Source organism: Synechococcus sp. R65.1 (genome assembly GCF_047461755.1).
Lineage (GTDB): Bacteria > Cyanobacteriota > Cyanobacteriia > Thermostichales > Thermostichaceae > Thermostichus.
In genome coordinates, this window is sequence record NZ_JANSHU010000019.1 from 1 (window position 1) to 24,986 (window position 24,986).

20 protein-coding genes and 1 pseudogene are annotated in these 24,986 nt (G+C 59.9%); 9 read left to right on the forward strand and 12 right to left on the reverse strand.

Annotated elements, in window-relative coordinates; all coding sequences use genetic code 11:
• Window positions 1-280: pseudogene (locus NW814_RS08610) on the reverse strand (RNA-guided endonuclease TnpB family protein); the annotation flags it as partial.
• 83 nt (window positions 281-363) lie between these two features.
• The gene (locus NW814_RS08615; RefSeq protein ID WP_414405997.1) at window positions 364-1,146 is read right to left on the reverse strand and encodes an HAD family hydrolase; all 783 of its coding nucleotides are present in this window, start codon (window positions 1,144-1,146) and stop codon (window positions 364-366) included.
• A gap of 111 nt (window positions 1,147-1,257) precedes the next feature.
• Here NW814_RS08615 and lpdA point away from each other — a divergent pair, with 111 nt between their 5' ends.
• The gene (gene lpdA / locus NW814_RS08620; protein ID WP_414405998.1) at window positions 1,258-2,640 is read left to right on the forward strand and encodes a dihydrolipoyl dehydrogenase; all 1,383 of its coding nucleotides are present in this window, start codon (window positions 1,258-1,260) and stop codon (window positions 2,638-2,640) included.
• Window positions 2,641-2,663: 23 nt separating this feature from the next.
• On the forward strand, window positions 2,664-4,013 hold the full coding sequence (locus tag NW814_RS08625) for a class I SAM-dependent methyltransferase (RefSeq protein ID WP_414405969.1): 1,350 nt from the start codon (window positions 2,664-2,666) through the stop codon (window positions 4,011-4,013).
• A gap of 23 nt (window positions 4,014-4,036) precedes the next feature.
• Here NW814_RS08625 and NW814_RS08630 read toward each other — a convergent pair whose 3' ends face one another.
• Window positions 4,037-5,431, reverse strand: coding sequence for a TldD/PmbA family protein (locus NW814_RS08630; RefSeq protein WP_414393922.1), 1,395 nt, complete (start codon window positions 5,429-5,431; stop codon window positions 4,037-4,039).
• Between the two features lie 24 nt (window positions 5,432-5,455).
• A complete protein-coding gene (gene glgB, locus NW814_RS08635; protein ID WP_414405970.1) occupies window positions 5,456-7,756 on the reverse strand; it encodes a 1,4-alpha-glucan branching protein GlgB in 2,301 nt (766 codons plus the stop codon).
• A gap of 239 nt (window positions 7,757-7,995) precedes the next feature.
• Between glgB and tatA the strand changes: the two genes are divergently transcribed.
• The 5 genes from tatA (at window position 7,996) to NW814_RS08660 (ending at window position 12,643) form a co-directional block, all read left to right on the forward strand.
• Window positions 7,996-8,250, forward strand: a complete 255-nt coding sequence (gene tatA, locus NW814_RS08640; RefSeq protein WP_414405971.1) for a twin-arginine translocase TatA/TatE family subunit — start codon at window positions 7,996-7,998, stop codon at window positions 8,248-8,250.
• A 197-nt stretch (window positions 8,251-8,447) separates the two neighbouring features.
• Complete coding sequence (locus tag NW814_RS08645; protein WP_414405972.1) at window positions 8,448-8,813, forward strand: NAD(P)H-quinone oxidoreductase subunit M; 366 nt, start codon at window positions 8,448-8,450, stop codon at window positions 8,811-8,813.
• A gap of 42 nt (window positions 8,814-8,855) precedes the next feature.
• Window positions 8,856-9,287, forward strand: a complete 432-nt coding sequence (locus tag NW814_RS08650; RefSeq protein ID WP_414405973.1) for a DUF2996 domain-containing protein — start codon at window positions 8,856-8,858, stop codon at window positions 9,285-9,287.
• A 143-nt stretch (window positions 9,288-9,430) separates the two neighbouring features.
• Entirely contained in the window at window positions 9,431-10,906 is a 1,476-nt protein-coding gene (gene glgA / locus NW814_RS08655; protein ID WP_414393913.1) for a glycogen synthase GlgA, read from the forward strand.
• 123 nt (window positions 10,907-11,029) lie between these two features.
• Entirely contained in the window at window positions 11,030-12,643 is a 1,614-nt protein-coding gene (locus NW814_RS08660) for a glycoside hydrolase family 57 protein (protein ID WP_414405974.1), read from the forward strand.
• Window positions 12,644-12,699: 56 nt separating this feature from the next.
• Here NW814_RS08660 and ilvB read toward each other — a convergent pair whose 3' ends face one another.
• Window positions 12,700-14,496 carry a biosynthetic-type acetolactate synthase large subunit gene (gene ilvB / locus NW814_RS08665; RefSeq protein ID WP_414405975.1) on the reverse strand — a complete coding sequence of 599 codons (1,797 nt, stop codon included), beginning with the start codon at window positions 14,494-14,496 and terminating at the stop codon, window positions 12,700-12,702.
• A 243-nt stretch (window positions 14,497-14,739) separates the two neighbouring features.
• Window positions 14,740-15,156, reverse strand: a complete 417-nt coding sequence (locus tag NW814_RS08670; protein WP_414393908.1) for a thioesterase family protein — start codon at window positions 15,154-15,156, stop codon at window positions 14,740-14,742.
• Between the two features lie 105 nt (window positions 15,157-15,261).
• Between NW814_RS08670 and NW814_RS08675 the strand changes: the two genes are divergently transcribed.
• Window positions 15,262-17,445: a tetratricopeptide repeat protein gene (locus NW814_RS08675; protein WP_414405976.1), complete on the forward strand. Its 2,184-nt coding sequence runs from the start codon at window positions 15,262-15,264 to the stop codon at window positions 17,443-17,445.
• Here NW814_RS08675 and NW814_RS08680 read toward each other — a convergent pair.
• The 6 genes from NW814_RS08680 to NW814_RS08705 form a co-directional block, all read right to left on the reverse strand.
• Window positions 17,398-18,270: a M56 family metallopeptidase gene (locus tag NW814_RS08680; protein WP_414405977.1), complete on the reverse strand. Its 873-nt coding sequence runs from the start codon at window positions 18,268-18,270 to the stop codon at window positions 17,398-17,400. The two genes, NW814_RS08675 and NW814_RS08680, sit on opposite strands and share 48 nt — an antisense overlap.
• The gene (locus NW814_RS08685) at window positions 18,267-18,701 is read right to left on the reverse strand and encodes a BlaI/MecI/CopY family transcriptional regulator (RefSeq protein ID WP_414393902.1); all 435 of its coding nucleotides are present in this window, start codon (window positions 18,699-18,701) and stop codon (window positions 18,267-18,269) included. Before NW814_RS08685 ends, NW814_RS08680 begins: the two co-directional genes overlap by 4 nt.
• 90 nt (window positions 18,702-18,791) lie before the next feature.
• Entirely contained in the window at window positions 18,792-20,099 is a 1,308-nt protein-coding gene (gene serS, locus NW814_RS08690) for a serine--tRNA ligase (protein ID WP_414405978.1), read from the reverse strand.
• Between the two features lie 23 nt (window positions 20,100-20,122).
• Complete coding sequence (ilvC, locus tag NW814_RS08695) at window positions 20,123-21,115, reverse strand: ketol-acid reductoisomerase (RefSeq protein ID WP_414405979.1); 993 nt, start codon at window positions 21,113-21,115, stop codon at window positions 20,123-20,125.
• Between the two features lie 70 nt (window positions 21,116-21,185).
• A complete protein-coding gene (locus NW814_RS08700) occupies window positions 21,186-22,613 on the reverse strand; it encodes a glycosyltransferase family 2 protein (RefSeq protein WP_414405980.1) in 1,428 nt (475 codons plus the stop codon).
• Window positions 22,614-22,791: 178 nt separating this feature from the next.
• Window positions 22,792-23,253 (reverse strand): YlqD family protein, encoded by a 462-nt coding sequence (locus NW814_RS08705; RefSeq protein WP_414405981.1) that lies wholly within the window; start codon window positions 23,251-23,253, stop codon window positions 22,792-22,794.
• Between the two features lie 265 nt (window positions 23,254-23,518).
• Between NW814_RS08705 and hemC the strand changes: the two genes are divergently transcribed.
• Entirely contained in the window at window positions 23,519-24,505 is a 987-nt protein-coding gene (gene hemC, locus NW814_RS08710; RefSeq protein ID WP_414405982.1) for a hydroxymethylbilane synthase, read from the forward strand.
• The last annotated feature ends 481 nt before the right edge of the window (window positions 24,506-24,986 follow it).

The window sequence follows — 24,986 nt, forward strand, 5'->3', positions numbered from 1 at the left end:
CTCTTGAACGCTTTGACCGGACGGTTTTTCTGTCGGGCAACTTTACGGGCACCGGCCAGCCGTCTGCAGACCTGCTGAGCCAAGTTACTGGACAAGCCAACCGAGCGCGAATCTGGTAATAGCAAAGGGATTGGAGTTTGACTGCGTTGACTACTTTTTCTGGTGTGTTTTGGTTGACCCAGTTCAACGCCTGCACAAAGGCATCCATTGTCGCATCCAACTTTGCGGCTTGCGACTGAGACACCTTGAGCTTGCAGGAGACGGTCAGGACTTGGGTCATGGTTCTATCATAACTTCCGCATTCCTCCCGACACTGACCCTACGGGTACAGTGCGGGGCTCCTGCGATTTCTAGCTGACGCCATCATGAGCTTCCCACTCCAGACTGGGCAACTTGAGCATGGATCTGTCGGGCCAACTCCAGGGTGAAGTAGCGGTGGGATCCCACCGTTCCCGCCAACACCCGAAACGGATCCTCAGGCTCCCCCAGGTGATCCAACACCAAAGCTGCCCCGGAAAAATCCTGATCCCGGGTATAGTCGTTTACCGTCACCACAGTGGGGACCCCCGCTTGTTGGGCAGAGCGCAGCCCATTCTCCGAGTCTTCAAAGGCCAGGCAGGCCTGGGGGGGCAGCCCCATCTGTTCCAGGGTGTAGAAGTAGATGTCGGGGGCGGGCTTTTTGGCGGGGACAATATCGCCGGCAGCGATCACTTCAAACCAGCTTAGGCTCTCCGGCAGTGTGTGCTCCAAAAGGGCTGTTACATTTTCCGGCGTGGTGGTGGTGGCGATGGCCAGACGGATCCCAGCGGCCCTGGCTTCCTGCAAGAGGCGCTTGACTCCAGGGCGCAAAGGGATCCCTCCTTGGGCCAATAGAGCCGTGTAGTGGCGAGTTTTAGCCTGGTGCAGCCGAGCTATCAGGGCCGTCAGGTCTTCCCCAGCAGGCAGTGGCGGCTGGCAGGTCTCGATGAAGTGGCGAATGCGCTCTTTGCCGCCTGTGATAGCCAGGAGCTGGCCGTAGAGCTCCACCGACCAGTGCCAGTCCAACCCTGCCTCAGCAAAGGCCGCGTTAAAGGCCACGCGGTGCCCATCCCGCTCTGTATCTGCCAGCGTGCCGTCCACATCGAAAATCAAAGCTTGCAGCTCCATCCGGCCAGCCTCTGGCCAACGGGACAAGCCACCCTATGCTAGATCCTCTCAGCCGGTTCCTAGGAAGGCCAACAAGATGAGAAAATGAGGCACCGGTTATCCAATCTCGCCATGAGCTTCGATTTTGACTTGATCATCATCGGTGCTGGCGTTGGCGGCCACGGCGCGGCGTTGCATGCCGTCGAGTCCGGCCTAAAAACCGCCATCGTCGAGTGCGCCGAAATGGGCGGCACCTGCATCAACCGCGGCTGCATCCCCTCCAAGGCGCTGCTGGCCGCCTCCGGACGCCTGCGGGAACTGCAACACAGCTCTGAGCTGGGCATCCAAGTGGGATCCCTTCAGGTGAACCGAGAGGCTATTGCCAATCATGCTGCCCAAGTGGTGGAGAAAATCCGCGCCGACATGACCCGCTCGCTGGAAAAGCTGGGGGTAACGATCCTGCGGGGACGAGGCAGGCTGGCAGGGCTGCAAACGGTCGAAGTGCAGGGGGAAGGAGGATCCCAGGCCTACACAGCGCGGGACATTATCTTGGCTACGGGTTCTCGACCCCTCGTGCCGCCGGGGATCGAGGTGGATGGCCGGACGGTGTTTACCAGCGACGAGGCGGTGCGGCTGGAGTGGATCCCGGAGCGGCTGGCCATCATCGGCAGCGGCTACATTGGACAGGAGTTTGCCGACGTCTACACGGCGCTGGGATCCCAGGTCATCCTCATCGAGGCCCTGGAGACCCTGATGCCGGCCTTTGACCCCGACATTGCCCGCCTGGCCCAGCGGGTGCTGATCAAACCCAGGCAAATCCAGACCTACGTAGGGGTTCTGGCCAAGCAGGTGATCCCTGGCCAGCCAGTAACGATTCACCTCTCCAACGGCGAGACGCTGCAGGTGGATGGTTGTCTGGTGGCCGCCGGGCGGATCCCGGTCTCAGAGGAACTGGGCCTGGCAGAGCTAGGGGTGGAGTTAGACAAGCGCGGCTTTGTGCCGGTGGATAGCCGCATGGCCACGGAGTTGCCCCACCTGTGGGCCATTGGCGACGTGACGGGCAAGATGATGTTGGCCCACGCGGCAGCAGCCCAGGGGAGGGTGGCGGTGGAAAACATCTGTGGCCGCCCTGCTTACATGGATTACCTGAGCATCCCGGCAGCAGTGTTCACCCACCCCGAGATGGGCTTTGTGGGGCTAACCGAGCCCCAAGCCAAAGCCGAGGGCTATAGCGTGGGCACGGTGCGCACCTACTTTGGCGGCAACTCCAAGGCCATTGCCTCTGGCGAGACTGAGGGCATGGTGAAGCTGGTCTTCGACAAGGAGACGGGGCTTTTGCTGGGATCCCACATCTTTGGTCCCCACGCAGCGGATCTCATCCACGAGGCGGCCCAAGCCATTGCCCGCCGCGCCACGGTGCAAGAACTGGCTCGCCTGGTGCATGTTCACCCCACCCTAGCAGAGACGCTGGAAGAAGCTTACCGGCGAGCTGCCCACAGCTTGGCAGTGGCCTAGCCAGCAGGTTTCCCCTCCAGCCCTTGAGAAAGCCATACGATTGGGAGGGAAGTACGCAGGAGGAAGTCCTCTTGGTTACCGAAGCCGAGATTACACGGGCAGTGCAAGCCCAGTACGAAACCTTCCCCTATCCCCCTGTTCCCTACGACCAGCCCTTTGAGGGCTTTTCCAGCCTGGGCAGCTATACCTTGGCCCAATACGCCCGCACCCGCACCTTGCAAGAGCCCACTGGGGCCAGGTTTTTGGTGGCCGGCTGCGGCACTGGTTGGGAGATGCACGTCATCGCCGCCAGCAACCCCGGATATGGCGCCGTGGTAGGGATCGACCTCAGCCGCCCAGCTCTGGAAATTGCCCAGAAGCGGATCAAGTACCACGGCCTGCGCAACTGCTCGGTGCATTATGGGGATCTCATGGATCCCTCCACCTGGCCGGAGGGAAGCTTTGACATGATCAGCTCCTATGGGGTAATCCACCACACCGCCGATCCCGTCAAGGCCCTAAAGAACTTGGCCTCGCGCCTGGCTCCCGACGGGGTAATGGCCCTGATGCTCTACAACCGCTCAGGCCGTTGGCATGTCTACCGCATTCGCCGTGCTTTGGAGCTGCTGGGGATTACTCCACCGGCCACCCGGGAAAAGATCGAATTTGTGCGGCAACTGCTGAAGGCAGCTCATCCCAACTCCCTTTTGGCCAAGCACGCCAAGGCCCATGAGGAATACTACCTAGCAGACGAGAACATCGTCGACAACTTCTTCCACGCCAACGACATTCCTTTTGACATCGGCGAAATCCCCGACCTTCTGGCCCAGGCGGGCTTGGAGTTTATCGATGTAGCCCCCTACTTGGACTACTGGAACGCCAAGCCTTTAATTGCTGCTACTCACACCGAGTTCCATCGCCGCTACGAGGCCCTTTCTCGCCTCGACCAGCTACGAGTTATCGAGTATCTGGAGCCTCTTTACCACACGCAGAATCTCTTTTGGTGCTGCCATCAGGGCAAAAAGGTGGCCAGTTGGGATCCTTTTACCCCTGAGTTTTTCCAAAGCTCCCGTTGGCAGCTCAACCCCCTCTTTGTCCAGCACGGCAAAGTGCGCTACTGGGATCAAACCATCCCCTTTTCGGATCTGCTGGGCAAGGTGGATCCGACCCAGATCGCGGCTCAAAAAATGGACATCTTCTGGTCCATTGCTCGCATTCCCGGCAAGATGATCGCCTCCAGCCGCTACCAGGTGGTGGAGCTGTTGTTGCCCCTGGCCAAGCAAGCTCGTTCTGGCGCCGAGATCTTGGCCGACCACGCCGAAAGAGCCGAGCACGTCCTTCGCCTGTTCCGGGAGTGGGAGGCGGATCGGCTAGTGCTGCGAGTTGCTCCCTAACTAACTCCCCCCTACCCAAGGAGCTACGAGGCGGGCTGGCGGCCACCCACAATGGCGCGGCAGCGAATGTAGGGCCCGCCGGCATCCACCTTGGCTGGCTGGCCCTTGCCACAGTGGCCGGATCCGAGATCCCAAAGGAAATCTCGCGACACAGCATCCACCGACTGCAACACCTCAAAGGCATTGCCGGTGATGGTGACTCCCCGCAATAGCTCCGCCAGCTTGCCATTGCGAATGCGGTAGGCCCGCTCCACGCCAAACATGAACTCGCCCGTGGAGTCCGCTTGCCCGTTTCTGGCCCCATCCAGGAAGTAGCCGTCGGGGGTGCTAGCAAGGATCTCTTCTAGCGTCTGGGATCCCGGCTCGATGTAGGTGTTGCGCATGCGGATGAGCGGCTCGTCGGCGTACTCCCAGGCGCGGGCATTGCCGGTGGGCTCGACGCCGAAGTGGGCGGCAGTCTCCCGGTTGTGCAGGTAGCTCACTAGGATGCCATTCTGGATGATGGTAGTGGTTTGGGTAGGAACACCTTCATCGTCCACGGGCAGCGTTCCCCCTGCCCCCGGCATAAATTCAGAACGGCCAGAGTCCTTGAGAGTAACCAGTTCGCTGGCCACCCGCTGCCCTAGCTTGCCAGCCGCCACCGAGCCCGCGAGGACGAAATCGGCCTCGACCGTGTGGCCAATGGCTTCATGCACCAGCAGTCCCACGATGGAAGGAGAGAGGATGACGGTGGCCCATCCCCCCTCGGCATAGCCTGCAGAGAGGAGATCCACTGCCGTGGCAGCCGCCTTCTCCGCCATCTGTAAGGGATCCGTCCGAAAAAGGCAATCCCACCCCCCCGTCACGCCAATGGACTCCGTGCCGCTGCTGAGTTGGCCATCGGCCTCAGCCACCGCCTGCACCCGCAATTCGGGGCGCACCAGCCGGAAGGCTACATCCGCCCCATCGGTGGTGACGATGGCTTTCTCCTCGTAGATCTCGTTGTAGGTGCAACTGGCGGAGGTGATGCGAGTGGAGGACTTGCGCGCCTGGGCTTCTGTTTCCAAAGCCAATTGAATCTTCGCCTCGAGTGGCTTGTTGACCACTTCCTCCACTCCGGGCTCGCAGAACTCCCCCTGGGCTAGTTGGACGCGGGGCAAAGCCTTCAGCTTCTGCTTGCGGCAGTTGGCGCTGGCGCGGGCCGCTTGCTGGGCCTCGGCAATGGCCTTGCGAATGGCTGCGGGTGAGAGATCCCCGGTGGCGGCAAAGCCCCAGGTGCCGTCTTCTAGCACCCGTACCCCCACCCCCGAGCGCCGCCGAACTGCCGTGCGCTCAATGCGGCCCTTTTCCGCCGTAACGCTGCGAAAGACTTTGCTGTGGTAGCGCAGCTCCACAAAGCCGGAGTAATCCCGGAGGATGTCGCGCAGGAGATCTCGCATGGCAATGAGCAGGGAAGGCCGTACTCAATCCAGCATAGCTTTGTTTTCGGCGGAGTCCTCCGGCTGCCACTTCAGCACCAAGGTAGAAAGGGGGGGCAGGCAGAGATCAAGAGAGTAGGGCAGGTTGTGGTAGGGCCAGTCATCCGTCCACTTGCCTCCTAGGTTGCCAACGCCGCTGCCCCAGAACTCCACCGCGTCGCTGTTGAGGAGCTCCCGGTAAAACCCCCGCTCCGGCACCCCAATGCGGTAGTTTGGCCAGACCACGGGGGTGAAGTTGCAGACCACCACCAGCCACTCCTTGGGATCCTCCCCATAGCGGATGAAAGAGATAATGCCCCGATGGTCGCTGCAGTCAATCCAGCGGAACCCTTCTGGCTTGGTGTCTTGGGTGTAGAGAGCCGGTTGCGAGCGCAGCAGCTGGTTGAGGGTGGCTACGTAGTGGCGCAGTTTAGCGTGGGGCTCATACTGCAGCAGCTCCCAGTCTAGATCTGCCCAAACATTCCACTCGTTCCACTGGCCAAACTCCATGCTCATGAACAGGGTTTTCTTGCCAGGGTGAGTGAACATGTAGCCGTAGAGAGCCCGCAAGCTGGCGAACTTGTGCCACAGATCTCCTGGCATTTTGCCCAGCATGTGGCTTTTGCCGTGTACCACCTCATCGTGGGAAAAAGCCAGCATGTAATTTTCGCTGAAGGCATACATGAGGCTGAAAGTCACGAGGTTGTGGTGGAACTGGCGAAACCAGGGATCCATGCGGAAATAATCCAGCATGTCGTGCATCCAGCCCATGTTCCACTTCAGGTTAAAGCCCAGACCGCCCACGTGAGTTGGCCAGGTCACCATTGGCCAGGCAGTCGATTCCTCAGCAATGGAAAGAACACCAGGGTAGTACTTGAAAATAAGGGTATTGAGCTGACGGAAAAAGTCGATGGCCTCTAGGTGTTCCCGACCGCCGTAGCAATTGGGGATCCATTCCTTGCGGTCGTAATCCAGATAGAGCATCGAGGCCACTGCATCCACCCGAATGCCGTCAACGTGGTATTTGTCAAACCAAAAGAGGGCGTTGGCCACCAGATAGTTGCGCACCTCGTTGCGGCCGTAATTGAAAACTAAGGTGCCCCAGCCTTTGTGTTCGCCCTTGCGGGGGTCAGCATATTCGTAGAGGTGGGTACCGTCAAAAAAGGCCAGCCCATGCCCGTCTTTGGGAAAATGCCCTGGCACCCAATCGATAATGACACCAATTCCCTCCTGGTGGGCGCGATCGACAAAGTACATGAAGTCCTGCGGGGAGCCGTAGCGGGAGGTTACGGCGTAGTAGCCGATAACCTGGTAGCCCCAGGAGCCGTCGAAGGGGTGCTCGGCCACGGGCAAGAGCTCGATGTGGGTAAAGCCCATCTCCTTGACGTAGGGGATGAGTTTGTCCGCCAGCTCCCGGTAGGTGAGAAAGCGGGTGTTGGGCTTGCGCTCCACCGGCACCAGGTGGCCATCGGCGGGCGGGTCTTCGGTGGAGGCGTGCATCCAGGATCCCAGGTGGACCTCGTACACCGAAATGGGGGAGCGCAGCGGGTCGGTGGCAGCCCGTTTTTCCATCCACTCCTGGTCGTGCCAGGTGTAGGTGTTGAGGTCAACCACAATGGAGCCGGTTTTGGGGCGCACCTCCTGTTGGAAGCCGTAGGGATCCGACTTTTCGTAGATGTCCCCCCAGGGGGCCTTCACCTCGTACTTGTAGATGGTTCCTGGCCCAAGGCCGGGGATAAACAGGACCCAGATGCCGCTTTCGTCTAGGCGCTTCATCTGGTGCTGGCGCCCATCCCAGTGGTTGAAGTCGCCAATAACACTGACGTTGCGGGCATTGGGAGCCCAGACGGCAAAGTGCACTCCCTGAACCCCCTCCACGCTTATGGGGTGAGCGCCCAACTTCTCGTAGATGCGGTGGTGGTTGCCCTCGTTGAAGAGGTAGCGATCCAGCTCGCCGATGTGGTTGACCTTCTCCGGCGGAAAGCGATAGGGATCCTCCCATTCTTCCAGGTGTTGGCCCTCCGGATCCCAAACCCGCTGCGCTCGCAAAAAGTAGTCTGGCAGGGGGGTTCCTGGCTCGAAGCGCAGCTCAAACAGGGTTTCTGGATGCAGCGGCTGCATGGGGTGGGCCTGCCCAGTGGCACGTTCCACCAGCCAAACCTGCCGCGCGTTAGGCACCAAGGCACGCACCAGCCAGAAGGACACCTCCCCCTGCTCTATCTGCTGCGGCCCCAAAACAGCATAGGGATCCTGCCATTGGTTGGTAACAAACTGAACCACTTGCTCGGCAGACAGGAGAAAGCCCATGGCAACCCCCAGCAGACCCTTGATCTCAGTCTAACGACGGCTGGCTACCGCTCTAGCTCGAGCGTCCCCGCTAGGAGTTCTCCAGCTTGCCTTGACATTATCCTCCTCGAGAACCAGCTCCCAAGAAAGCAGGAGCCAAGCGCTTTCTCCTGGAAGGGAGAACTTGCTAGAGTGAGACGGGCAATCCCTTTCCAAGCTGGGTTGGTCAGCCTGTTCTGTTTTTCAGGTTCTGAGGATTTATGGCTATCCTGCTGTTGAGCAAACCTATCCTGGCTGTTAGCATCTTTGGCATGGGCCTGCCAGAGCTGGCGGTGATTGGGCTGATCGCAGTGGTGGTGTTTGGCCCCAAGAAGCTGCCAGAGTTGGGCAGCGCCCTTGGCAAAGCCTTGCGCAGCTTTAAGGAAGAGATGAATAACCCCAGCCGTGAGGAGGAGTCTCCTACTAGCGCTGAGAAGCCAAAGGCAGAGAAGGTGCCTGAAAAGGATGCCGCCTAGGTATGACCTATTCGCATCGATGACTGTCTTTGTAGCTGGCTGATCCCCCCTTGGACGTCGAAGTCCCTGCCTGCCCCACCTGAACTCTAGGGATCCTGCCTCTTCCCCTCCATTGGCGGCGGGGATCCAGGTGTCCCACACGCCTCTAGGAGTGATACCCTGAGGAAAAGTGTAGGATTACAACCGGAGCAACTGCCATGCTCAAGTGCACCACCCGCCACGTTCACATCTTTGCTGGCGAGGTGACGGCGGACAACCGCTTGGTGCCCCGCGACGATGTGCTGACCCTCGATGTGGATCCCGATAACGAGCTAGTCTGGAACGACGCTGCTCTGCAGAAGGTCTATGCCCGCTTCGAGGAATTGGTGGAGGAGTACCGAGGCCGGGATCTGACGGAGTACAACCTGCGGCGCATCGGGTCTGAGCTGGAGCACTTCATCCGCTCCCTGCTTCGTCAAGGGGAGATTGCCTACAACCTGCAAGGGCGCACCCTCAACTACAGCCTAGGCTTTCCCCAGATCCCTGCGGAAAAAGTTGTGGATCAGTACATTCCCAAAAGCTAGCTTCTTTCCCCTTCCCCATTAGCTGTTATCGGAGTCCAGCCCATGTCTGGAGAACCTACTCCCGCCCAGGAAACTGCCGCCGAAGTCGCCAAGCCTGCTGAGGAAGCAACCCGCCCTCCCAAAGCTGCTGCGAAAAAACCCGCCAAAGAAGTCAAAGAAGAAAAACCCTTCGAGCAACTGATTACAGAAGAGGTGATCCCGGCGGCCATTGCCGCTTTTCAAAAACGCGGCGTCCACGATTTGCAGTTGCGCCTGGAAGGCAAGACGCTGATTGGCTCCTTTGCCGGCGGCCAGAAGCAGTTTAGCGTCCTCTTTGCCGAGGGATCCCTAAACGGCCGTAAGTTCTTCCGCTGCACTACTGCAGGATCCCCGGCCAGCACTCTCGAGTCTTTTATGATCGACGAGCGCCGCGTCGATGTGCCCCTGTTGGTGTTCTACTTGGTGCAGCGCCTCTACGCCCAGCAGTGGTATTGAGGGAGCCCCTGGCCAACCCTGGAAGTAGCTCTCCGTGGATCCCGCCAGCGGGATCCTTTTTTAGCCTTGCGGGAGATCTGCTCACAAGGGGGGAGGGATTATTTTGTGAAGAAAGGTAAGGCGATGCTGCAGGGGATTGCGAAATGTACATCGTGCAGATTGCGTCGGAATGTGCCCCAGTCATCAAGGCAGGTGGGCTGGGGGATGTGGTGTACGGCCTCAGCCGGGAGCTAGAAGTGCGGGGGCACTGCGTCGAGCTGATTCTGCCCAAATACGACGTCATGCGCTACGACCAAATCTGGGGCCTGCACGACGCCTACCGCGACCTCTGGGTGCCCTGGTATGGCGGGGCTATTCACTGCTCGGTGTACTGCGGCTGGGTGCATGGCCGCCTTTGCTTTTTCATTGAGCCCCACTCCAGCGATAACTTTTTTAACCGCGGCTGTTATTACGGCTGCCCAGATGACAACATGCGCTTTGCCTTTTTCAGCAAGGCTGCCCTGGAGTTTCTCCTCAAAAGCAACAAGCGCCCCGACATCATCCATTGTCACGACTGGCAGACAGGCCTGGTGCCGGTGCTGCTGTTTGAGATTTACAAGTACCACGGCATGGAAAACCAGCGGGTGTGCTACACCATTCACAACTTTAAGCATCAGGGCTTTGGGGGGCCGGAAATTCTGTGGGCCACGGGACTCAATCGCGAGCCCTATTACTTCCACTACGACCGCCTGCGCGATAACTTCAACCCTTTTGTCCTCAACTTTATGAAAGGGGGGATTGTCTTTTCCAACTTTGTAACAACAGTCTCACCCACCCACGCCCTGGAAGCACGATTTGGCGACTACGGCTATGGGCTGGGACACACGCTCTACTTGCACCAGCACAAGTTTCGCGGCATTTTAAACGGCGTTGACTACGACATTTGGAACCCCGAGATTGACCGTTTTATCCCTTTTCAATACACCGCACAGACTTTAGAAAACAAGGCCAAAAACAAGAAAGCCCTGCGGGAGCGGCTATGGCTACGCGATGTTGACAAGCCTATTGTGGCCTATATCGGGCGGCTAGATGAGCAAAAGGGCGTACATCTGGTGCATCATGCCATCTATCGCTCCTTGTTTAAAAATGCTCAGTTTGTCCTGCTGGGATCCGCCACCGAGCCAGGAATTGGCGCCTGGTTTGCCCATGAGAAACGCTATCTCAACGACAACCCCGATGTTCACATCGAGTTAGCTTTCAACGAAGAGCTCTCCCACCTTATCTATGCAGGGGCAGATATCCTCGTGGTGCCCAGCCACTACGAACCCTGCGGACTGACGCAGATGATTGGCTTAAAGTACGGCACAGTGCCCGTGGTGAGAGGGGTGGGCGGCCTGGCGGATACGGTTTTCGACCGCGACTACGACACTCGCAAATTGCCGGAGCAACGCAATGGCTACGTGTTCTACCACACAGATCATGCGGCTCTGGAGTCGGCGCTGGATCGGGCCATTGACCTGTGGTACACCGCTCCCGACCAGTTTCGCCAGCTGCAAATCCAGGGCATGAGCTATGACTACTCCTGGAACTACCCCGGCAAAGAATACCTAGAGATCTACGAGTTCATTCGTCACCGCTGATCCAGCCAGCGATCCCCAGCGATCCCCGCCCTTGACCGCAAGGGGGAAATGCTGGACGATAGGTAGCGATCCCGCTCTTTTTTATTGCCCAGGAAGGCGAGCTTACTCCGCTATCTTCTACCTATGAGTTTGGGTTATCTTGCCCTGGTACTCCACGCGCACCTGCCCTTTGTGCGCCACCCCGAGCAGGACTTTGTGCTGGAAGAGGAATGGCTCTACGAAGCCATTACCGAGACCTATGTCCCGCTGCTGCACATGTTTGAGGGGCTCCGGAGAGATGGCATTGACTTTCGCCTCACCATGTCCCTGACGCCACCTCTGGTGTCGATGCTGCGGGATCCCTTGCTGCAGGAGCGCTACGACCACTACCTCAGCAAGTTGGAAGAGCTAGCCCAACTGGAGTACGACAAGAATGCCCACAACGGCCACATTCGCTACCTGGCGGAGCACTACATCAAGCAATTTGCCATGGTGCGGGATCTCTGGGAGCGGTACGACCGGGATCTGGTGCAGGCCTTCAAGCAGTTTCAGGACAGCGGCAACCTGGAGATCATCACCTGTGCCGCTACCCATGCCTACCTGCCCCTGATGCAGATGTATCCCCAGGCAGTCTGGGCGCAGTTGATAGTGGCCTGCGAGCACTACAACGAGCACTTTGGCCAATGGCCACGGGGGGTCTGGCTACCCGAATGCGCCTACTACCAGGGGTTGGAGCGGATGGTGGCCGATGCTGGGCTGCGCTACATGATTACCGACGCCCACGGCCTGCTATATGCCAAGCCACGGCCCCGCTACGGCATGTACGCCCCCATCTTTACTGAGACCGGCGTTGCCGTCTTCGGTCGCGACCACGAGTCTTCCCAGCAGGTGTGGTCGGCGGAGGTGGGCTACCCTGGGGATCCCGTCTATCGCGAGTTCTACAAAGACCTGGGGTACGAGGCCGACTACGAGTACATCAAGCCCTACATCATGCCCAATGGCCAGCGGAAGAACACCGGCATCAAGTACCACCGCATCACCGGGCGCAACCTGGATCTGGGGCAAAAGGAACTCTACGATCCCTACTGGGCGCGAGAGAAAGCAGCCGAACATGCCGGCAACTTCATGTTCAACCGCCAACGGCAAATCGAGTACTTGTCCAGCGTCATGGGGCGTCCGCCGTTGGTGGTGGCTCCTTACGATGCCGAGCTCTTCGGTCACTGGTGGTATGAGGGACCTTGGTTTTTGGATTTCCTCATCCGCAAGAGCTACTTCGACCAAAATACCTATCGCATGACCCACCTGGCGGAGTACCTGCGGGAGAACCCTACCCACCAGGTGTGCAAACCTGCTCAGTCTAGCTGGGGGGCGCGCGGCTTCCACGAGTACTGGCTCAACCCCACCAATGCCTGGATCTATCCCCACCTCCACAAGGCTACCGAGCGCATGATTGAGCTGAGCCGCCGTGAGCCCGCCGATGACCTAGAGTGGCGAGCCCTAAACCAGGCGGCGCGGGAGCTGATGCTAGCTCAATCCTCGGACTGGGCTTTTATCATGCGCACGGGGACGATGGTTCCCTACGCGGTACGGCGCACCAAGTCTCACCTACTGCGCTTCAACCACCTCTACGAGAAGATTCAAGCGGGTCAGTTTCGGCGGGAAAAAGTTACGCCCGAAGATGAGCAGTGGCTGGCCAAGGTGGAATATATGGACAACATCTTCCCCAATATCAACTACCGGGTTTACCGGCCGCTCTAGAGTGCCCAGAAGGGCTGGAGTTCCAAAGCCGGGGATCTCTGCAGGGATCCCTGGCTCTAGAGCTTGGCGCCGCACTCGGGGCAGAACTTGTGCGAGCTGGGGTTCTTGGCGCCGCAGTTGGGGCAATAGATCAACTCGGCGGCCCGCTCCAGTTGCCGCTTTTCCGGCAGGCCAATCATCTGGTAGTTGGCCTTGCCAGCAGGCACCATTGGGTAGCAGTTCTCATCCCGCTTGACCACAAAATCAGCCACTACTGGCCCCTCATGGCGCAGCATCTCCTGGATAGCGTCGTCCACTTGATCGGGGTGATCGACGCGCATGCCCTTGATACCAAAGGCTTCGGCCAGCTTGACAAAATCTGGCATGCCCGCCGCCATGTCGGAGTGAGAATAGCGCTCGCCGTGGAAAGCCTGTTGCCACTGCCGCACCATGCCTTGCCAGCCGTTGTTGATAATGGCCACCTTAGTGGCAATGCCGTACTGGGCCACTGTGCCCAGCTCCTGCATATTCATCTGGAAGCTGGCATCGCCACTGATGCAGATGACTTCCTCGTGAGGCAGGGCCACCTTGACTCCTATGGCTGCTGGAAAGCCGTAGCCCATGGTGCCCAAGCCGGCGCTGGAGATCCAGCGGCGGGGTCCAGTGCGCAGAAACTGGGCCGCCCACATCTGGTGCTGACCCACATCAGTGGTGTAGTAGGCGTGGGGAGCATGGCGCCGAAACGCCTCAATGACCTGCTGCGGGGCGATCACGCCCTCATAGGAGGGCACCTGCAAGGGGTACTCCCGTTTCCAGCGCTCGATCCGCGCCAGCCAAGCTTGCGTTTGGCCAGGGGTGTAGGGCATTTTGCTTAGCTGCGCCAACAGCTCCACCAAAACGGTGCGCACATCTCCCACAATCGGCACGTCAGGGACGCGGTTTTTGCCCACCTCCGCTGGGTCGATATCGACGTGGATAACTTTGGCATGCTTGGCGAATTCGTCCAGCTTGCCGGTTACGCGGTCGTCGAAGCGAGCTCCAAGGGCAATGAGCAGGTCGCACTCGGTAACAGCAAAGTTGGCGTAGGCCGTGCCATGCATGCCCAGCATCCCCACTGAGAGGGGATCATTCTCATCAAAGGCCCCCTTGCCCATGAGGGTGGTGGTTACCGGGATCTGGTAAGTGTGGGCCAGCTCCGCAATCTCAGCATGGGCTCCGGAGATGATGGCCCCGCCGCCCACGTAGAGCAAGGGTCGCTTGGCCTGCAGGATCAGTTTGGCTGCCGCGTGGATCTGGCGAGGGTTGCCCCGCACAGTGGGCCGGTAGCCGGGGATATTGACCTCACTGACCGGCTGGTAGTCGAACTCTTCCAGGCCCACATCTTTGGGGATGTCGATCAACACTGGACCGGGTCGCCCCGTGCTGGCGATGTGGAAGGCCTCGGCCACAATCCGGGCCATCTGCCGGGGGTCGCGCACCACGTAGGAGTGTTTGACAATGGGCAGGGTGATGCCAAAAATGTCAGTCTCCTGAAAGCCATCAGTACCAATCAAATGGCGGGGCACCTGGCCAGTAATGGCCACCAGAGGCACAGAGTCCATCATGGCGTTGGCGATGCCTGTCACCAAATTGGTTGCCCCCGGCCCCGAGGTGGCAAAGCACACCCCCACCTTGCCGGTAGCGCGGGCGTAGCCATCGGCAGCATGGGCAGCGGCCTGTTCGTGGCGGACTAGGAAATGCTTGAGTAGCCCTTGGGATTCGGCCTTGTACAGCTCGTCGTAAACGGGCAGGATTGCTCCTCCCGGATAGCCGAAAATGTGCTGCACCCCATGGCGATGTAAGCTATCCACCAGTGCGTAGGCCCCCGTTGCCACGATGTCCTCTCCCCCCTACCGAGCGTTCAACCTGGAGCGCCTGCATCAGAAGACTGGCCAGCTTTTTAATTCAATTCAACAGTCTAGCAGGGGTTTGCTCTGGGGCTCTGCTTGGGGGTGGATCTCTGTAAAGACAGCGTCTGCCGCGCTCTGGATAGAAGAAGGTAGCCGCTAGCCCCCTAGCTCGTTGGCGAGGTTGCCCCATGAGGCAAACTCCCGCAAAGCTGGCCAGCAGCTATCCCCCTAGGAGCTTGAGCACCGACTGGGATCCCCTGCCGTCAATCCATAGCGGGCTAGAAAACGGGGCAAATCAATCACCTGACAGGTATAGGATCCCTGCATCACCAGTCGCCCCTGCTGGGTGATCTCTGCCTGAAACTGAACGCGCCTTCCCTCCACAGCCACGACTTCAACCTCAACCTGCAAGGGATCCCCCACTACCGCCGCCGAGCGGTGTTCCAGGGCAAAGCGGATCCCGACGGCAGCTTCTTCTGCCTCGTAGAAGGGCTGCAAGGTGGTGTGGCCACATCGCTCGATCAGCGCCAACAGAGCCGGGGAGGCGATGACCTGCACACCCGGGTTGCCCAGGGCCTCTGCCGTGTGCTCAGGGCCAGGGATCCCTTGCCAAGTGCCACGGGTGCCAAGGGGAACGGGTTTCACGGAAAAAGACGCAGCACAGAAGCGCTGTCCTCGCGATATTTTACAGCCCCAAGCCACTGAGGCAGTAGCAAAGATAAGCTGGAAGGAGGCAGCAAGGGGGCGTTCATGTCCTCAGGACCCTACAAATTCGATCTCTTTCTGCGCTACCACCGCGCCCAGACCCGCTGGGTACGGCAACTGGCCGAGCGGCTGGACCAAGAGGGGTTCAAGGTCTGGTTCGATCGCTGGATGCTGCAACCCGGGGATAACCGCAAGCTGGAACTGCAACTGGCCATCGAGCAGTGCCGCTGGATTGGGGTGGTGGCCTCGCCGGAGTTTGTTGCCAATCCCTGGCCCCGAGATGAGCTCTACAGTGGCTTCTCCCACGCCCCGCCCCGGCAAAACCAGCGTCTATTGACCCTGCTCCACACGCCCACTGAGCTGCCTCAGCCCCTGGCAGAAGCGCCGCTGGTGGATTTTAGCGGCTCTGAGGAAGACCCGGTGCTGTTTGAGTACCGGGCCCGCGAGCTGATGCACTTTTTGGACCCCAGCTTTCCCGCCCCTGGGGATCTCCAGCGATTTCGGCTGCACTACCGCCGCCGTGAGGAACCTCCTGAGGATGAGGAAGTGCGGGGGTTCCAAGCTTTTCTACGAGCCATTCAGCTAGCCATCCTGCGCATTGCCACCGGCGAACTGCCTTCCGCTACACCAGAGGAAGGGGCACGCAAGATTGCCATTTTGCAATTTCTTCAGCGCCTGTTTCAGTGGAATAGCGCCGATATCCAGTTTGAGCGAGCGGAGGAATGGCGCAAGCGAGGCAACCTAACCGAGGCTCTAGCTGCCTACGACCGCGCCTTGAACATGGATCCCAACTTTGCCCTGGCCTGGAGTCGGCGCGGCGACGTGTTGGTGCAGTTAGGCCGCTACCGCGAGGCAATCGACAGCTACCACGGATCCCTGAGCATTAACCCCTATGACGAGGAGACGCGGCTGCGCTTGGCCCTAATTCTGGGGCGCCTGGGCCAGTACAAAGCGGCGGTGGTCAACTACGACAGGGTGCTGGAGAGCAACCCCGAAGATGCCTTGGCCTGGCACAATCGCGGCATTCGTCTGCTGCAACTCAAACGGCCAAAGCTGGCCCTCAACAGCTTGAACAAGGCGTTGCGACATAACCCCAAGCAACCCCGCAGCTGGTTGGCGCGTGGGATTGCCCTGCGACGGCTGCGGCGGCCCAGTGCAGCGGCGGCCAGTTTTGCCCGGGTCTTGAAGCTCAATCCCAGGAGCGCGCGGGTCTGGCGCTACCAAGGGAATGCTCTGCTCCACTGCCAGCGGCTGCGCTCAGCCATTGAGTGTTACAAGCGCTCGCTGCGACTGCGCCGTCGGGATCCCGTGACGCTATACAACTTGGGCGTGGCCCTGTTGCGCCTGGGGCAGTACCGGTTAGCCAGCAAAGCCCTGGAACGCGCCCTGCGCTATGACCCTGACAACCCCAAAGGCTGGTATGCCCGCGGCGTGGCTTTCCAGAAATTGGGCTACCTCAAAGAGGCCTGCATCCACTTCGAGGAGGCCCTGAAGATCCAGCCAGAGAACTTTCCGGCCCGCTATGCCCTGGCGGCGGTTCTGCAAGCGTTGGGGCAGTACGAGGCTAGTTTGGAGCAGTTCCAACGCCTACTGCAGCAGCGTCCTGGCAGCGTAGCCTGCTGGTTTGGCCAGATCACAAGCCTGCGGCGCTTGGGTCGGCTGGAGGAGGCCCTTGCTGCCAGTCAGCAGAGAACCAGCCTCAATGAGCAGGATCCCTGGGGCTGGTTTGCCTTAGGGCTGGTCTATGGCGACCTGAAAGAGGCAGAAAAAGCGGTGGAGGCCTACTCGCGGGTTTTGCAGCTGACCCCCGAGGACGCAGTGGCCCTCAACAACCGCGCCTGGGAAGCCCTGAAGCTGGGGAAATTGGAGCTGGCTTTAGCCGACGCCCAACGGGCCACAGAACTGGAGCCCCAGCGGCCTGCCTTTTGGCATACCTTGGGGCTAGCCCAACTGCGGACTGGCCAGCAGGAAGCGGCCCAGGCTAGTTGGCAGCGCTGCCTAGAGCTAGACCCCCAGTTTCAGCCCGCCCAAGCGGCGCTGCAGGAGTTGGCTCTTGTCAATCCCGCCGCGAGCCCTGCCCCTGCGGCAATGCCAGGTTCAGCCTTGCCAGCGCTGGAGACCCTCAGCCCTCAAGAAGAACTGCCCACCCCTGTGCAGCAGCCAGTAGGCAGACCTGGACTTTTAGGTGTGAAAGGGAATAGCGAGCAGGGGCAACAGCGCCAACCCTAGCCAACCCCAACTCTCCCGAGACGGCGAGGGCCCGGAGGCCTCAGGCCCTTTGGGCTGCAGCAAAGCCTCAATGCGCTCTTGCAGGCGCCCTCCTGGAGGGGGGTCCATTTCCAGGGCAAAGCCAACCCAGGCATTTGACGGCTGCTGTCCCCTCCCATAGCTCACCACCTGCAGCAGCGCCTCTCCCAGCACCAAGGGATCCACCCGCTGGGCTGCCCAGCGATCCGCTCGCAGTTCCCGCAGGGTCAGCAACTCCTGCCAGAGAAGCTCCGTATTCGGCAGCCAAGCGCTAAGGCGGCGCAGCCAGCCCACCGCCAACATCCACAGGGTATCGCGGTAGTGGCGATGGGCCTCTTCGTGGATCAGCACTGCCCGCAGGTGTTCTTCATCCAACTGCTGCAGCAGGCCGCGGCTAACTACCAGTTGCGAGTTCCACACGCCTACCTGAGCGGCAAAAGGGATCTCCAAGTCCAAAACGTAAGCCGAAAAGCCACACAAATTCACCTGCGCCAGGGCCTGCCGGTGGGCGCGTTGACAGGAGCACCAGTACTCCCCAATCCAGCGCAGGGCCAAGCCTGCGGCCGCCGCCAGTACCAACAGCGCACAGCCGTAGGAAAACCACCCTCCCGCTCCAGCCATTTGTCCCCGTGGCCCCATCCAGGCCAAAGCCAGGGCGGTTGTTAGCAAGAACAGGGGCGGCAGCAAGAAGTGGATCCAGGCCCACTGCCAGCGCTGCGCCCAGGAGCCCGCCCTATCTAGCCGCACTTGGGCTCGCCACAGCCAACTGAAGGCCAAGCCCAACAGCAACAGGCCCAGGTGGCTCACTGGGGATCCCTCCTAGCCTGGCGGGCTGCTCGCAGCCGTTCGGCAATCGCCTGCAACTGGGAAACACTGGCCTGATCCAGGCTGTCGGCAAAGGCGGCCACGGTGTCTGGGTCGCTCACCGCCAAAAACTGCTGCAAGTGGGCAAAGGCTCTTAGGCTAGCAGCTTCCTGGCGAGAGAGACGGGGCCGCCACAGCATTGGCAAAGACCGCCCCTCGGCATCGGTGCGCCGCTCACAGCTCACCCAGCCCTTTTGGCTCAGGCGCCGCAAAACGGTAGTTACCGAGGCATAAGCCAGCTCCCGATCCGGGTCGGCCAGAATGCGCTCGTGGATTTGACGAGTGCTGGCACTGCCGAGATCCCAAAGGATTTCAAGGATCTCCGACTCCAGAGGGCCCAGTGACAGTTGCTTGGGACGATGCTTTGGCAACATGATCCCCTGCCTGAGAAGGGGCACTTAGTCCAGGCTAGCTTAAGCCTCGGCAGCGCCCTTCCTTCCTGAACAAGAAGTCTATAGAAAGGCTCAGGGGGCACTCTGGAGAGTGCCGTCTTCTGTTAGGAAGCGAGGGCTTAGAAAAGGACGCAGTGCCTGGGGAATGCGGATCGAGCCGTCTGGCTGCTGGTGATTTTCCAACAGAGCGGCTAGAGTCCGTCCCACCGCCAAGCCGGAGCCATTGAGGGTGTGGACGAAGTGGGTGCCCTTTTGCCCAGCCTCTTTGTAGCGCAGGTTGGCGCGGCGGGCTTGGAAATCCCAGCAGTTGGAGCAACTGGAGATCTCACGGTAGCGGTTTTGGGAGGGGAACCACACTTCCAGATCGAAGCAGCGGGCCGCCGAAAAACCGAGATCGCCGGTACACAGCTCCACCACCCGGTAGGGCAGCTCCAGCATCTGTAAGATGGCCTCAGCATCCTGCACGAGTTTTTCGTGCTCGGCCTCCGATTGCTGGGGATGGGTAATCTTGACTAACTCTACCTTTTGAAACTGGTGCAGCCGGATTAGGCCCTTGGTGTCCCGGCCATAGCTGCCGGCTTCGCGGCGAAAGCAAGGTGTGTAGGCACAAAAATAAAGCGGCAGACGTTCGGCCGGGATCACCTCATCCCGGTACAGGTTCGTGAGGGGCACTTCTGCCGTCGGAATTAGCCAGAGGTCGTCCTCGGCACAGCGAAAGCTCTCTGAGGCAAACTTGGGCAGTTGCCCTGTCCCCTCTAAGGCGGCGCTGTTGACCAAAAAAGGAGGGATCACCTCGGTGTAGCCAGCGGCAATGTGGCGCTCCAGCATCATGGCAATCAAAGCCCGCTCCAGAGCTGCTCCTGCCCCTACCATGGCCACAAAGCGGCTCTGGGCTACCTTGACGGCACGGCCAACCTCCAAGAGGCCCAGCTTCTCGGCAATCTCGTCATGGGGAAGAACGGGGTGGGTGGGTTTTAGCGCATCCCCCCAGCGGCGCACCTCCACGTTTCCCGTCTCATCCTGGCCCACTGGCACGTTGGGTAAGGGCAGATTGGGCAGGGTGAGGAGAAGAGTCCGTATCTCCTCCTCCAGCTCCCGCTCCCGCTGTTCCAGCTGGGCAATCTCAGCCTTGAGATCTGCTCCTTGCTGCCGCAGGGCCGTCACTTCCGCTCCCTGGGGATCCGCCCCCTGCCGGATGAGCTCGCCCACTTTCTTGCCCAGGCTGTTGCTTTCGGCCTGCAGAGCAACGCGCCGGGTCTCCAACTGGCGCCGCTTGCCATCCAGCTCTAGGATCCTGTCCAAATCGGCGACGGCCCCGCGCTTGCTCAGGGCTTGGCGCACTTCTTCCGGGCGATCCCGCAGCAGCTTTAGATCCAGCACAAGACCTGCCTAGCAAGAACTTCTTACTTTTTCAGCCAGCTAAACATGGCCCGCAGCTCCTTGCCCACTTTCTCAATGGGGTGCTCGGCCTCGCGGCGGCGCATCGCAGTCAACACGGGTTTACCTGCCTGGTTTTCTAGGACAAACTCGCGGGCAAACTGGCCACTTTGGATCTCAGCAAGGATGCGCTTCATCTCGGCACGGACTTGCTCCGTGATGAGGCGGGGGCCACGGGTGTAGTCGCCGTATTCCGCCGTGTTGGAGATGCTCTGGCGCATTTTCTCCAGCCCCCCCTCGACGATGAGATCCACAATTAACTTAACTTCGTGCAGGCACTCGAAGTAGGCCAGCTCCGGCTGATAGCCTGCTTCCACCAACGTCTCAAACCCCGCTTTGATCAGGGCCGTAAGGCCGCCGCAGAGCACCACTTGCTCGCCGAAGAGATCGGTCTCGGCCTCTTCCCGAAAGGTGGTCTCGAGGATGCCAGCTCGAGTGCCGCCAATCGCCTTGGCATAGGCCATGGCCCGCTCCCGCGCCATCCCGGAGGCATCCTGATAGACAGCAAAGAGACAGGGCACCCCCTGCCCCTCTAGGTAAGTGCGCCGCACCAGGTGACCAGGGCCTTTGGGAGCCACCATGATGACATCGATATCCGGGGGGGGTTGAATCTGGCCAAAGTGGATGTTGAAGCCGTGGGCAAATAGAAGCACCTTGCCCGGCCGCAGATGGGGGCAAATCTCGCTTTGGAAGACAGCCTTTTGGACTTCATCCGGCAAGAGGATCATCACCCAGTCAGCGGCAGCAGCGGCATCGGCCACGGTCTTGACGGTCAACCCCTCCTGCTCGGCTTTGGGCCAAGAGGGGCTGCCGGGGTAGAGGCCGACGAGGACGTTGACACCGCTGTCGCGCAGGTTGAGAGCGTGGGCGTGCCCCTGGCTGCCGTAGCCAATGATGGCCACCGCCTGGCCGTTTAGGAACTCTAGGTTGGCGTCGGTATCGTAGTAGAGGCGAGCCATACTTAGGCTGGGTAGGGAGTAGCTGCGTTTGAACTAGGATACCAGGATGGCAGGGAAAAACAGAGCAGGTTCAGTGGCCATAGTGAACGGTCTTCACCCACCTCAGCTGTTTGGGTTGCACACACATCCGAGCCGTGGTGACAATCATAACCGGCAGCCAGTGGAGCATGTAGAGCAACCCCAGGACCGTACGCCACCACAGTTGCCGCCCGCGTAGCCCCTCCACCTGGCGTAGGCCGCGATAGAAGGCCAGGGTCAGGGATCCCATGACCAGAGCGTTCAGGGGAAGCAGCACCGAGGAGTGGCCCGTCAACAGCACCCAGAGGGTATCGGGAACCAAAGCCATAGGCAGCAGATACTGGGAGATAAAGAAAGCCCAGAGATCAACGCTCTTGGCCATGCCTAGGCGCCCGCTGAGGATCCCTGGCCAATAGTCAAGGTAACGCTGGTAACCCCCTTCTGCCCAACGACAGCGCTGGTACCAAAGGCTTTTCCAAGAGGTAACCCCCTCTTCGACAATAGCGGGCTCGGTGAGGAAGGCAATATCCACCCCTGCCAGGTGGAGCTTCAAGGTGAGATCCAGGTCGTCAGTGAGGGTGCTTTCGTTCCAGCCGCCGCACTTTTCCAGAACATCCCGCCGTACCAATTGGCCGTTGCCCCGCAGTTCGCCAATACCCCCGATGAGTACCCGCTGCTGTTGCAAGTAGGCGTCGGAGGCCATCTCTGCCACCTGGCCCAGCGTCCAGAAGTTGACGTCGGGGTTGCTCAGGGCTTTGCGCACCTGTACAGCACCTACTGCCCGCCGACCGGGACGAGGAGGCTGAGCAAATAAAGGCAGGGTGCGAACCAGTAGATCCGAGGGCACAATGGCGTCGGCATCACAGACAAGGATAATCTCTCCCTGGGTCAGGGGGAGGACCTCGTTGAGGGCGCCAGACTTGCCGCCCCCTCGCCCTGGGGGCCGCCGGTAAACTCGGAGGTGCGGCAGCCATTTTTGGGCCTCCTGCAGGATGTCTGGGGTGGCATCGCTGCTGGCGTCATCAATGGCCCAGAGCTCTAGATGGCTGCGAGGGTAGTCCAGCTGGCTAAGGCTGTGCAGCAGCCGCGGTAGCACAGCGCTCTCGTTTTTGGCCGGGATCAGCACCGTTACCCGCGGCAGAGGTGGCTCCTGCAAGGCCAAAGCCTCTGAGGGAAGGTTGGGAGATCCCTTGTCAACCTCGTCTCTAGCTGGGGTTTCCAGGGGGTGAAGCCGTAAGGGAGGCGGCGGGTCTGCCGGCTGCAGGCGAAACAGGCGGTTGACGTGGATAACCATGAAGGTAGCTAGGCCAACAGTAAGCCAACGGGCCACGGCTACCTGATGCATCAGGCTCACTACCCCCCACACCATCGCCAAAACTAGCAGAGCTTTAAGCCGGCGGCGCTGGGCTGAGGTGAGCAACCACTCGGGGAGATCCAGATCCTCTAGGGGAACCGCCTCTGACCAGACAAACTCAGACATGGGGAGTATCTTGTCGAACAGCTTTGCCCAAATCAACCGGCTTGCCTAAACCTAGGCCTGGCGGCTGTTCAGAGGTCGTTAATAGTCACCACCGGGTTGCCACCGAGTTGGGCTGAAAACCTAAGCTCCTGGGCTGCCACCCCTGCAGCAAGGGATCCCTCCTGCCCCAATGGGGAGCTCATGGGTTGCCGCGAATTTCCTTAATGACCCCATCTTCAAGCAGGATCTCCACCTGCATTTTCTGAATCAGGTTGTCTCCCTTTTGCACGTAGAAGAAGCTCTCCACGCTGCCCTGCAGCACCTCCTGGTTCAGTTCCAGGTCGCTCAGTTGGTTGAGCTGCTGGAGCAACTGGTTTTTCTGATCCAAGAGCCTAATCTTTTGCTCGTTCACGCGGCTTTTCACCGCTTCCACCTGCTGGAGCACCTGAGGGCTATTAGGGTTAGGGCTTTGTTTTTCGATTTCGGCAATGGCCCGCTTACCCTGAAACTCCAGTTGCTGTATCTGAGCATCGGTGGCTTCAATCTGCCGCTCCAATTGCTCCCGCATTTCTTTCTTCCAAAGGGGGGTGACCACCACCTTGACAGGGATGGTGCGCTTGAGCAGTAACTGAGTGCCGTTGCCGACGTTGTTTTCTTCCATAAGACCTATGCCAGGCAGATGACCAAGCAGACGGGGAAATCTCCCCTCAAAAACTCTGGACTTGGGGAAGAGAAGCTCAACCGACTAAATCCTCTCCTGCTGAGCCGGCGAACTCACCTACTTTATCCTACCGGCTGGGATCCCTGCAGTAAAGTCTGGGCTGGGGGCAATGGCAGCTTTGGTTAAGGATCTTGAAGGTCGCTGCCCTGCGGCGGCGCGAAGTCAGTTAGCGTGAAAGACGGTGTTCTCGGATTTTGCAGCAGTCATGAGCGAACTGGCCTCAACTCCCTGGCAACCCTCGGCAGGGGCTGCCCAGCCAGTGCGGATCGCCTCCCGCAAAAGCGAGCTGGCTTTGGCCCAGACCTACTGGGTAATGGGACAGTTGCAGGCCCACCATCCAGGATTGCCGCTGGAGCTGCACACGCTTTCTACTCAGGGAGACATCATCCTAGATGTGGCGCTAGCCAAAATTGGCGATAAGGGCTTGTTTACCAAGGAGTTGGAGGTCAGTCTGCTCAACGGCAGCAGCGATCTGGCAGTGCACAGCCTCAAGGATTTGCCCACCCGTTTGCCGGAAGGCCTGGTACTAGGGGCGATTACGCAAAGGGAGGATCCTTTGGACGCGCTGGTGCTGCGGGAGGAGCTGCGTAGCTACCAACTGGCCACCCTGCCCGAAGGGACGGTGATTGGCACTTCGTCGCTGCGGCGACTGGCCCAACTGCGCCACGCCTTTCCCCACTTGCAGTTTAAGGACGTGCGGGGCAACCTCAACACGCGCTTGGCCAAGCTGGATCGGGGGGAGTACGACGGCCTGATTTTGGCGGTGGCCGGGTTGAAGCGCCTGGGCAAAGCCGACCGGATCCACGAGGTGCTGGATCCCAGTGTGTCCCTGTACGCCGTTGGCCAGGGATCCCTGGGGCTCGAGTGCCGGCAGGGGGACGAGCGGATTCTGGAGCTCATCCGACCCTTGGCTGATGCGGAGGCGACAGCCCGCTGTTTGGCCGAGCGAGCTTTCCTGCGGGCGCTGGAGGGGGGCTGTCAGGTGCCCATCGGCGTCCACAGCCAAGTTCGAGGGGAAGAGCTGCACCTGACCGGCATGGTGGCCGACCTAGAGGGGCGACGGCTCATCCGCGATACCCAGACGGGATCCACCGCCGATCCGGAAGCGGTTGGGGTGGCCCTGGCGGAGAAGCTGAAGCAGCAGGGAGCCGACGAGATCTTGCAGGAGATCTTTGCCCGGGCTCGCTGCTAAATTCTCTTGGCTAGCTCTCGGGAAACTGGCCAAGGGAAAGAAAAACGGCAGGGAGAGTTTTAGATCCCCCCCTCTGCCGTTACTGCTGCCAAGGACTTGCCTCAGATAGGGAACTCACATTCACAGCAGCAGTAGTTGAGCTCCACCTTAGCTTCCAAGACAGCCGTGTCGTCTTGAACCACCAACGTAACCTTGTTGTTGGCAACTTCAGCGGGCGAGAGCGTTAGGGTTTTGGTAAAAGTCTGACCTGTCGAACTAACAGGTGAAGCGTATAGGAACCCCGATTGAGTTAGAGTGCCGCCGTTATACACGTAGTACTTGTCGTTGCCCGCATCCGGAGAACTGTTGCTGCTAGCCGGCAAATTGTTGCGGTAGGCAAACGTCAGAGTACCTCCCAGCCGGCAGCCTGCTTTACAAGGAGGATTCCACTGAAAAGTGTGAGCAAAGACTTTATTTGGGTCTGGTTCTGACCAGTTGGTAG